We start from the raw sequence: 10,633 nt of genomic DNA on the forward strand, positions 1-10,633 counted from the left end.
AACTCTTTGGGATACGGCTTGGGCACTGCGACATCCTTCCAGGCCGCCTCTCGGCAAGCCAGGTCAAGGTGTCACCTATCCGTGCAGCAGTCCCGGATGAACAGTAGCCAGGTCGTTGCCACACCCGGCCCGGTGTCCCGAACAGTACGGACATCCACTGCCGCGCCAGCGCTCGCTCGGCGGCATGTCATAGCGATGACGGTCATCCGCAGGGCAGCGCCACCAGCGAGCCGGCGCATTGGACTGGGCGGCGACCTCGGCCGCCGAGACCTCATTGCGCTCACTGTCCCATTCCGCAGCCAAGTCCGGCCTCAGCACGGCAATCGACCGGCCCCTGGCGGGCCGACGGGAGGAAAGCACCTGTCGGGCAATGCCGCATTTCTGGCAAGTGTGCCCCGCCATGAAGTGCCGGATCTGCACCCGGTAAGGCACTCCGCAGCCCCGGCAGCGAAGGTGGACGTACTTCGCGCTGCCGATGGTCAGGCGAGCTGGGTCCAGTCCCTCGTTGAGCTCAGCCAGCCACGCATTCATCAGCTCTGGTTCCTCCGCGGCCTTCGGAGAACCGGGTCTGCGCAAGTGCACTCCATGAAACGATCGGTGGCAACTCTCAGGCAGCGCGCGTTGCCGACGGGCAGTTACGAACGAGCTGCACGGCTACTGGCAAAGACTGTAGACCAGAGGTATGCATAGGACGCTGGCTGGTGAACGGTGCTGACCCGTCTGGGAGCCGGACCGGGACACGCGTCCGTAAGAGGCCATCTCATTTGGGTGACTCGGTATTCTGTGGGTCATGGTGGGGATCGTTGAGCGGCTGGTGCCGGACGAGTTGTGGGAGTTGTTCCAGCGAGTCGTGCCGGAGGCGCCGTCGCGGCCGCAGGGTGGTGGTCGGCGTCGGCACGGCGACCGGGAAGTGCCGGCCGCGATCGTCTTCGTGGCCACGTCGGGTTGTACCTGGCAGCAGCTGCCTTCGGCGTCGTTCGGCGCGTCCGGAGCGACCGCCCACCGGCGGTTCTCGGAGTGGTCGAAAGCCAGGGTGTGGGCCAAGCTCCACCGCCTGGTCCTCGACGAACTCGGAGCCCGCGGCGAGCTGGACTGGTCGCGATGCGCGATCGACTCGGTGAACATGCGGGCCCTGAAAAGGGGGACCTGACGGGTCCGAATCCTGTCGATCGGGGCAAGTACGGCTCGAAAATCCACCTGATCACGGAACGGTCGGGTCTGCCCATATCCGTCGGCATTTCCGGAGCCAACCTGCACGACAGCCAGGCCATGATCCCGCTCGTGAAGGGCATTCCGCCGGTCCGCTCGCGCTGCGGCCGGCGACGGCGCAAGCCCGGCAAGCTCCACGCCGACAAGGGCTACGACTATGCCCACCTGCGGCGATGGTTACGCGACCGCGGCATCACCCACCGCATCGCCCGCAAGGGAGTGGAGTCCTCTCAACGACTGGGCCGCCACCGGTGGACCGTGGAACGCACCATGTCCTGGCTCGCCGGCTGCCGCCGCCTCCACCGACGCTACGAACGCAAGGCCGACCACTTCCTCGCCTTCACCAGCATCGCCTGCACCCTCATCTGCTACCGCCGACTCGCCAACGGATCCAGTCGTAAGCTGTCGCCGGATCGAACACAGGCGAGAGGCAGTTCGCCGGGGGCAGGAACCGTGCCGCGCCTTCAGCTGGGCTGCCCTGGGGGGAAACCATGAACGACGACCGTACGGCGCTGCCGCGGCGCGCGACCTGGTGGTGCCGGGTGACAGGGACGGCGGCGCTGGCGGCGGGGGCACTCACCACCCTCGGTCTGCTCTTCCCGACGCCCGAATCGGGCGTCGGGAGCGACCTGGTGGTTCGGTACGCGGCCTTGACCGCACTCCTGACCGCCCTCTGGTGGGTCGGCACGCTTCTGGCCCCTCCGCTGATCCTTCCGCCGTTGTCGGCGGAGCCCGGCCGCGCGGCCGTACCCGCCCGGCTACCACGCCGACGCAGGGTGCGGGCGACGCTCGTGCCCGGTCTGATGCTGTCCGCCCTCCCACTCGTCGTGGCCCGCACGATAGGCGCCCACGCCGGCCCGCTGGCACCTGCCATGAACTTGATCACCGTCGTCGCCGGGTTCGTGTCTCTGTACCTGCTGCGCCTGTGGGTGGTCAGCCTGTTCGCCGGTGGCGGCCCTCACGCGGGCCCGTCCGAGCTGCGCCGGGATGCCGCCGCCGGTACGGTTGCGGCCCGCCGCGTCCGGGTGGGCAAGGCACAGTGGGACGGCGAGGGCACCGTGACCTGGCTGGCGCGTCGGCTGTCGCTCACGGCCGACGACCGGACCTTCGCGCTGCGGACCGCGGACGAGAAGAACACGGCGTTCCGCTGGCTTGATCTGGAACCAGGCATAGCCCTTGAGGGCCGGGAGGGCTGGCTCTGCTGGGCCGCGGCCGGCGGGTCTTGGGGCGATCCGACGGAGGCGATGGGCGCGGCCTTGGTCACGGACGACGGGTACGTCGTCTGGGGAGTGACGGATCGCCACGCCGCGGAGTCGGCGTACGCACCGGAGCATGCGCAACCCACCGCAGCCCGCCGCGTCCGCCTGGCCCCGCGCACCTCCCAGTACCGCCCCGCCGCGTACCTTTCCGCGCTGGCCATGGCCGCGGTGACGCTGCTCGCTCTCCTCGTGGCCGAACGCGGACCGGGACCCGACGCGTTGGCATGGATCCTGGCCCTGATAGCCGCGTACACGGGCGTGCGCGGCATCTACCGTTTCACCGAGGACTTCGACGCGGCCCCGGGTCCCGGCTGGGTGCGATCGGCGTCCGCTAGGGCCCGGCACGCACGCCAGGACCCGTAGGCCGCGATCTCCCGGTGGGGCGCTACAACCATTCACGCCTCTTGAAGATGACGTACAAGCTCAGGCGGGAATCGGCTGGAGATGACTCGCGCCCTGCCCGGCGAGGGCGTGCGGCGGCGCTTCCGCGAGAGAAGCAGACGTGCAACGAACCCACCATGACCAGCAGCCTACCCAGCCACTTGAGATGGCTTCTAAGCATGATGTGTTCCTGGCCCGGCCGCGGGGCTGGCGCAACCAGGTGTGGGAGACCGACCATATGCAGGCCCCGGTGCTGGTCGACGTCGAGGGCAAGGCCCGCAGGCCATGGATCACCTGGTTCACCGACTGCTCGACGAACACGATCACCGGCGTTGCGGTCACGCTGGGAGACCCGTCGCGGGAGTCGGTGCTGGCCGCGCTGCGCTCCGCGGTGCTGCGTGAGGATCCCTACGGCCCGTTCGGCGGCGTGCCTGAGAAGGTAAGGGTGGGCCGCGGCAAGGACTTCCTGTCCCGGACGGTGACCGCAGCGTTCGATCTCCTGGACGTGACGGTGGAGGACCTGCCCGCCTACACCCCTCACCTCAAGGGCACCGTGGAGGGCCTGAACCGTGCGGTGGAGAGCATGTTCCTGGCCGCCCTGCCCGGCTACGCCCGCCAGCCGCGCCCCGGTAAACGGGCTTCTCGTCCGAAGGACGAAGTGCTGCTGGACTTCGAGGACTTCACCGCCCAGCTTCTGGCCTGGACGCTCTGGTGGAACACCGAGCACCGCCCGGCACCGTTGCGGGGCAAGACTCCGCTTGAGGCGTGGCAGGACGATCCCACCCCGCTGCGGGACGTGCCGGCCGCGGATCTGTGGACGTTCACCCTGGAGGACGCCGGCACCCGCACGCTGACCACCCGCGGCATCCGCTTCAGGAACGCGACTACGTGGGGCCGTGGATGACCGGCCAGGCCGGGATCCAGGTCCGCATCCGCTTCATGCCCCACCACGACCACCGCATCGAGGTCGGTCCTGCCCGACTCGGCGGTGTGGACGATCAAGTCGCCACCGAGCACCGGGAGGCCCGCGTAGGTGCGCTCGTAGCGGGTGTGGAGGGTGCCGTCGACGTCCTTGACGACGTCCTTGACGACCAGCTTCTCCTCAGCGCCGAGGCCTATGTGCTGCGCGGTCTCGGCGGCGCCGACCTGAGCTTTCTGCAGCAGGCTGGTGCGAACCGCAGTGGACAGTGTGGTCGGGGCGGCCGCCTGGGAGCCGGCGGTGGGTCCGGCCGGGGCAGCGCCGGCATCGGTGGTCAAACCGGTGGTGAGCAGGGCCCCGGTGGCGACAGCGGTGGCGACGGCCAAAGAGGCTCACGCGATCAGGCCCGGCGCGACCGAGGTCCTGCCTTCGGGTCACGGGCCGCTCGGACAGCCGGCCGGAAAAATCTGGACGGATGGGATACGAGCCAAGGCAGGTAACGCCGGACAACGTCCGCGCAGAGCAGGTGGCGTCGCGCAACGTCTGCGGGAACAGGACGTGGTCGTCGGTGACCGCGGGTGAACTGCTCCCGCTTGTGCGCGGAGTCCGGTTGCTCCCGGTGGGCACTGGTGATCGCCGGGCCTGCCTCGTAGGAGGCGTCCGCGCACAAGCCCTCGGGGCGGCGCGGCAGGAGCCTGCCGAGCCGCCCCGAGGGGGCGTGCGGATCAGATGTGAGGGCCGCAGCCCGGGTGCTCCCGCTGGGTCATGCGGTGGACAGCGTCACATCGTCGATGACGAAACTCGTCTGGTCCGTGTTGTCCTCTGTGGCCGAGAACTGGAGTGCGCCGGTGCGTCCCGCGAAGGAGGAGACGTCCAGGGTCTTTGCCACGTAGTTGGGTCCGGCGTCGACGTTGCTGTACGTGGCCAGTGTCGTGCCGCCCAGCGAAACGGTCATCCGGTCGTACGCGCGGTTCTCCGGCTCGGCGGTGTCGATGCGCAGGTACAGGGTCAGCGTCGCCTTGCAACCGGCGGGCACGGTGATGTTCTGTGCGATGCGCTCGGTGCGCGCGGAGCCGTAGCCGGCGAGCCAGGCCACCCGGGTCCCGGTGTGGGCGGCCTTCTCGGGAAACTGGTCGATCGTGTGCAGGTCGCCGGTCCAGGGAGAGCGGCCGTCCTCGAAGCCCGGGTTGCCCACCAGCTGTGATGAGGGGCAGCCGGCGGTCGAGCCGACGGTCCAGGTGAAGGTTGCCGACCCGGTGTGGCCGCTGGGGTCCTTGGCGGTCACGGTGGTGGTGGAGCTGCCTGCCGTGGTGGGGGTGCCGGTGATCAGGCCCGTGGCGGCGTTGATCGACAGTCCCGCGGGCAGACCGCTCGCGGTGTAGGTCAGCGGGTCGTTCTGCGGGTCGGAAGCCTTGATCTGCAACGAGACCGCAGTGCCGGTCCTGATGTTCTGCGGGCCCGGGTCGGTCACGACGGGGTTGTCACCGGGCGGGTTCACCCCGCCGCCTACGTAGAGCAGGCGGTTGGGTGAACCGGAACCGATGTTGGTCAGTACGTTCTTGGTGGAGTTGGTGACGATGAGGTCCTTGGCCTGTGCCATCGTGAGCCGGGGGTTGCTTTCCAGGGCCAGCGCGAGGGTGCCCGCGGCGAGCGGTGCTGCGAAGGAGGTGCCGTTCCATCCGGTGAGGATGTGGGTGTCGCTGTCCTTGCCCGCGCCGGTCACATTCGCTCCTGGGGCGAAGGCCGTCGTGCATGATCCGTAGCTGGAGGGGTTGTTGCCGGTGTTGCGGGAGTCGGTCCGTGTCGAGGCGCCCATGGTGATGGCCCGCGGTTCCTTCGGTGAGTTCTTGCAGTCGCCCTTGCCGAAATTGCCGGTGATAAGGACCAGCAGCAGGCCGCTGTCGATCATGGACTTGGCTGCGTCGTCCATCGCCTGGTCGGCCGTGCCGTTGTTGCTCTGGATGCTCATGTTGACCACGGCGGGCTTGACCGCGTTCCTCGTCGTCCAGTCCATCCCGTCGACGATCTGCTCGGTGGTCGCCGAGTTGTTGCAGTCGAGGATGCGCACGGCCTTGATGCTGGCCTTCTTGGCGACGCCGTAGGTCTTGCCCGCGATGTGGCTGGCGACGAACGTGCCGTGGTTGGCGCAGTCCTTGGAGCCGTTGCCGTCGTTGATCGAGGTGTAGACGCCGGTGGCGCGCCCCTCGAACTCCTGGTGGGTGGCGCGTACGCCGGAGTCGAGTACGTAGACGTTGGTCCCGGAGCCGTCGTCCGGTGGTGTGTAGGTGGAGTCGAGCGGCAGGGCCCGCTGGTCGATGCGGTCCAGGTGCCAGGGGGCGTTGTCCTGTGCGGGCAGGGCCGCGGCCCTGTTTGCGCCGTTCGTCTGCTGGTGGACGCGGACCGTCTGCACATAGGCGACCCGCGGGTCCTGTCGGAGCGCCTCGACCGCCGTCACGGGCAGGTCGGCGGAGAAGCCACGCAGCGCGGCGGTGTACTGGCGCCGCACCTGGCCGCCCCGCTCGCGGGCGAGGGCCAGCGGTTCCGTCAGTGCTTCGGAGACCGCGGCCGGTCCGCCTCGACCGGGCTCCTTGAGCGCCACGATGTACCGGCCGGGGACCTCGTCCGCCACGGGGGATGTGAGCAGTGGCGCGAGCGGGCGAGGGGGCGGGGGATCGGCGGAGGCGGCCATCGGGGCGGCCATACCTACCGCCAGGGCGAGGGCCAGCACGCTGGCCACGCGCCTGGAACGGGAACTGCGCTGGGGCATCTTCTGCTCCGATCCGACGAAGTGTGGGGTGGCCCAGAAAGTAGTCGCGAAAATCGCCCACGTGATCGGCTCGTGCTCCCGCCCGACAAAACTGTGGCCGTGCGTCAAAACTGTGGCGGACTCGGTGGCGGCGGCGGCAGGCTGAGGCACGTCGGGGAACTCGGCTGGGAGCGTGTGGCCCGGACCCGCCGTACGCACGACTCGGCACACCGTACGAAGTGGCTGTCAACTTGGGTACCCGAACGCAGGAACGGCCTCAGGTCCACTCCCACCGCACCCCGACGACCCCCGGCGGGACGTCGGGGGTGTAGACGTGGGTGACCCGGTTGCGGTGGCAGGGGAGGGCGTGCTCGCCGGTCGGCTCGTCGCCCCACCGGTTCGCGCGGAACGACCTCAGACGCACCGGTACGGCGTCGGGGTGGAACTCCACCCGCAGCAGGTAGCCGGGGCACGGTGACCGGAACGCCTTGTAGTAGTGGTCGCTTATCCCCGGACGGGCGCGAGCGGTGGGGAAGTGCTGGTCGAACGCGATGAGGTGGACGTCGCCGCGGTCGAGCCGGTGGTCGAAGAGAAGCTCGGCGACCAGAAAGCCCGATGCCTCGTCGACCCGGGTGCGCCCCAGACGGCAACCATCGGCGGGACGCACCTCGGGGTGGCTGCCGTCGTCGGCGCGGTGGTACACCACGCACCCATCCACGCCGTCGACCAGCGCCGACACCAGGTTGCGGACCTCGATCCGGCGCACCACACCGGCGCTGTCCAGCGTCACGCGGTCCTCGACGGTCCGGTACGCGCAGCGGTCCGGGTCGGGGAACCCGCCGGTGGCCATCATGCGGGTGAGGCGGGCGTGGTCGTCGAATATGGCGTCGTACGAGACTGCTCCGGGGACGTGGCCCAGCCATCTCCCGCGTGGCCGGCGGGGCCCGAGCAGCTGGATCAGCCCGTCCTGGGGAAGGCCGAGGATCTGTTCCATGGCCCGCAGGGCGTGGACGGACTCGGCCCGTTCGGGGCGGCTGCGGCCGGTCTGCCAGTTACTCAGACTGGACGCGCTGATGTGGATGCCTCTGGCAGCCAACCGGTGGGCCAGGCGCTCCAGGCTGAGCCCGCTCGTGCGCACCGCCGCTCTGAGCGCGAGGTCGAACGGGCCCGTCCGCAGGGCGCGGGCCACGGCACGGTCGGCCGAGGCCGGATGGTCCACGGGCGTCACGGTTGCCTCCTCAAGGCTGCTCTGGTTCTGCCGCGGTCCGCTCATCGGCCGGGCGCACGGGACGGTGCGATCCCCGGTGCCACACCCCGGCAGCGTTCTCAGCGGCGTCGTCCGGGGGTGGTCCGCTTCCGAGCAGGTGCCTCAGTCCCATTCCCAGTCGATGCCCAGCACACCGGTGGTGACCTCGGTCTCGACCAGGTGTACCGAGCGGTGCTGCCCCCCGGGGGTCAGGTCGTGCCGGTCGCAGAGCGGTGATCTCGCCGTCAGCCGGGCGAACCGGCGGCAGCGTACCGGCATCGCGTCGGCTGCGAAGCGCACGTGCAGGGCGTACTGGCCGCCCGCGAAGCCGAATCCGCGCATGTACTCGGTGGATTCGCCCCCGGTGCCGTCCTTGATCCGGTAACGGAAGATGTGCGTGTCCCCCAGGCCCAGCCGTACGTCGAACAACAGCTCGGCAACCACCACACCGGTGACGCGGTCCCAGCGAACCCGTCCTCGGCGGCAGTCTTCCAGCGCGTGGACCTCGACGCGTTCCGGCTCGCATCCCTGCTCCCCCTGGTGGATCGCCACATAGCGGTCCACGCCGTCCCGGTGGGCGCGCACCACGTGGTGGGACTCGCGGCCGCTCAGCTCCCGGCGCGATCCGATGCGCACGTTCTCGTGGTGGCTGATGGTGTGCAGCCCGCCGTCCAGCGGCGCGTCAAGCTCCTTGAGCAGGCGTTCCACGGATTCCGGCGCGCCGACGATCGAACGGTAGGGGCGGGCGGCGGGCCGCTCGTCCGCGGCGGCGTCGGCAGGACGGACGAGCAGCCGGCTCAGCGACTCCCGCGGCAGCTGGAGGATCTCCTCCAGCAGATGTACGGCTCTCAGCGACTCGGCACGCCGGGGGCGGCGAGCACCCTGCTGCCAGTAGCTCAGGCTGGTCACCCCGATCCTGACCCCGCGGCCGGCCAGATGGTGTTGCACACGCTGGAGCGACATCCCGCGGGCCGCCAGGGCCGCCCGCAGCGCTGCGTGAAACGGGCCGGTGCGCAGGGTCTCTTCGAGGTGCGCGATGGAGGCGTCGATATGTCCGGTATGTGTCACGAGTGGTCCTTCAGGTGAACATTCACAAAGACCGGCGATTATGCCGCTTGCCGTCGGTGAACTGGGCACTGATCAGCCAGGCCGGGCATTCACTTTCGAGGATCGACTGTTCACTACGGCACGGTCTGACGATATTAGACAGCGTTGACCTGCCCAGGACAACGGGTGAAGCTCTACCGCAGCGTCCGGACGTGCCCTCATCTCCTCCACCCCCTCAGGCAGGAACACGATGCGCTTCCTCAGCAGCTCGACCAACCCCATGCGCAGCAGCTGTCCGCACTCACCCTGGTCACTGCGGCACTACTGGCGATGCCCGCCACCACCGCCACGGCCCAGTCGACCGCCCCGTCCGGTGCCGCCGCCGCGAAGCAGCTCGACATCGCGATGCAGGCCCAGCAGAAGGACAACTGGTGTTGGGCCGCCAGTGGCAACACCATCGCCACCTTCTACGGGCGCACCTACAGCCAGAACACCTTCTGCAACGCGGCCTTCAACCGGTCCGTGAGCACCACGTGCCCCAACAATCAAGCCACCCTGGGCAACGTCCAGACTGCCTTCAAATGGGCGGGCATCAGCGCCGGCTCGTACGTCTCCTCCCCGCTGAACTACCCGACGGTGCAGCAGGAGATCAACGCCAACCGGCCCGTCGAAACCCGGATCGGCTGGGACAGCGGCGGCGGGCACATGCACGTCATCTACGGCTTCGACACCGCGAGCAGCCTCGTCTACTGGGGCGACCCCTGGCCCTCCAGCGACCGCTACAACTGGGCCTCTCACTCCTGGTACCTCAACAACAACTCCTTCGACTGGACCCACTCGCTCTACCGGATCGGTGCGTGACCACGATGACCAGAGCCAGTAACCGCCTGCTGACCGCCTCCCTCGCGGGTACCGGCGCCGCACTTATCCTCGGCCTGGCCGGAGCCCCCCAGGCGCAGGCGGACGGGCGGCCCGCGGCACCGTCCGCGACCGATGTCGCCGCCGCCCGGCAGGAGGCGCGCTCGCCGGAGTCCCGTGACACGCTCTCCCGGTTCTTCGCCCGGGACGGCCAAGTCACCCGGTCCGCAGCCGACCCCGAGATATCCGGGAACACCGTCCCGGTCTACTACCTCTCCCCGCAATTCGTCGCGGGGCAGAAGGACGCCCCGATCGGACGGCTCCAGTTCCTGGCCAGCGAAGCCGTCTCATCCGACGGCCAGAAGGCGTCGCTGTGGACCGCCCCGCAGGCCGGCGACTGGCAGGTCGTGAACATCGCCACCGGCAACGACGAGACCCGCTACGCGGTGCTCGGCGAGCGCAGGCTTCCCGGCGGCACCGTCTTCCGCGAGCCCCAGATCGACGCCTGGTATGTACAGGGCGGTGAGCGCGTGCTGCCGCTGAACAACCAGGCACGAAAGGCCATCGGCAAGCAGGGCACCACCCTCGACGCCTACCGCGAACGCGTCCACGGGGCCTACGGCGACAAGCTGCCCGGCTCCGTGTACGACAAGGCGGGCCAAGCCGGTGGCTTCGACGACAAGGGTGCCCGAACGACAGCCGGAGACGCCGTCGAGGCACCCACCCCCGTGGCCCAGGCATCCGCCGAAGACACCGGCCCCGCCCTCACCACCACCTCCGCACTGGCCGGCGCGGGAACACTCGGCGCGCTCGGCGCGCTCGGCCTGGGCGGCGCCAGGCTGCGGCGCACCCGCCGCGCCACGCGATAGCCGAACGGTCTTCGTCGCATCCGCGACGAGCAGAACCGGGGGGGGGGGCCCCCCCCCCCCCCACAAAGGGTGAGGGGGGCCGCCCCCGGGGAGTATTTA

Annotated in this window: 8 protein-coding genes and 2 pseudogenes; 5 read left to right on the top strand and 5 right to left on the bottom strand. The window is 69.6% G+C overall.

Features of this window, described 5'->3' with window-relative positions; all coding sequences use genetic code 11:
- Positions 1 to 75: 75 nt before the first annotated feature.
- The gene (locus ABZ371_RS22410; protein ID WP_358682526.1) at positions 76 to 531 is read right to left on the bottom strand and encodes a zinc-ribbon domain-containing protein; all 456 of its coding nucleotides are present in this window, start codon (positions 529 to 531) and stop codon (positions 76 to 78) included.
- A gap of 259 nt (positions 532 to 790) precedes the next feature.
- On the opposite strand from ABZ371_RS22410, the pseudogene ABZ371_RS22415 reads away from it, so the two are divergent.
- The 3 genes and pseudogenes from ABZ371_RS22415 to ABZ371_RS22425 all read left to right on the top strand — a co-directional run.
- Positions 791 to 1,590: pseudogene (locus tag ABZ371_RS22415) on the top strand (IS5 family transposase); the annotation flags it as partial.
- Between the two features lie 110 nt (positions 1,591 to 1,700).
- Positions 1,701 to 2,831: a hypothetical protein gene (locus ABZ371_RS22420; RefSeq protein WP_358682529.1), complete on the top strand. Its 1,131-nt coding sequence runs from the start codon at positions 1,701 to 1,703 to the stop codon at positions 2,829 to 2,831.
- A 184-nt stretch (positions 2,832 to 3,015) separates the two neighbouring features.
- Positions 3,016 to 3,753, top strand: coding sequence for a hypothetical protein (locus ABZ371_RS22425; protein ID WP_358682545.1), 738 nt, complete (start codon positions 3,016 to 3,018; stop codon positions 3,751 to 3,753).
- 62 nt (positions 3,754 to 3,815) lie between these two features.
- Here ABZ371_RS22425 and ABZ371_RS22430 read toward each other — a convergent pair.
- From ABZ371_RS22430 to ABZ371_RS22445, 4 genes and pseudogenes are all read right to left on the bottom strand, one after another.
- Positions 3,816 to 4,154, bottom strand: a pseudogene (locus ABZ371_RS22430) (peptidase M4 family protein); the annotation flags it as partial.
- A 377-nt stretch (positions 4,155 to 4,531) separates the two neighbouring features.
- Positions 4,532 to 6,535 (bottom strand): S8 family serine peptidase, encoded by a 2,004-nt coding sequence (locus tag ABZ371_RS22435; protein WP_358682532.1) that lies wholly within the window; start codon positions 6,533 to 6,535, stop codon positions 4,532 to 4,534.
- 256 nt (positions 6,536 to 6,791) lie between these two features.
- Entirely contained in the window at positions 6,792 to 7,742 is a 951-nt protein-coding gene (locus ABZ371_RS22440) for a helix-turn-helix transcriptional regulator (protein WP_358682534.1), read from the bottom strand.
- 141 nt (positions 7,743 to 7,883) lie between these two features.
- Positions 7,884 to 8,828, bottom strand: coding sequence for a hypothetical protein (locus ABZ371_RS22445; protein WP_358682537.1), 945 nt, complete (start codon positions 8,826 to 8,828; stop codon positions 7,884 to 7,886).
- Between the two features lie 309 nt (positions 8,829 to 9,137).
- On the opposite strand from ABZ371_RS22445, the gene ABZ371_RS22450 reads away from it, so the two are divergent.
- Positions 9,138 to 9,668, top strand: a complete 531-nt coding sequence (locus ABZ371_RS22450; protein ID WP_358682540.1) for a papain-like cysteine protease family protein — start codon at positions 9,138 to 9,140, stop codon at positions 9,666 to 9,668.
- Positions 9,669 to 9,673: 5 nt separating this feature from the next.
- On the top strand, positions 9,674 to 10,534 hold the full coding sequence (locus ABZ371_RS22455) for a hypothetical protein (RefSeq protein WP_358682542.1): 861 nt from the start codon (positions 9,674 to 9,676) through the stop codon (positions 10,532 to 10,534).
- Positions 10,535 to 10,633: the final 99 nt, after the last annotated feature.

Origin of the sequence: Streptomyces sp. NPDC005899, assembly GCF_040629645.1 — a bacterium.
Lineage (GTDB): Bacteria > Actinomycetota > Actinomycetes > Streptomycetales > Streptomycetaceae > Streptomyces.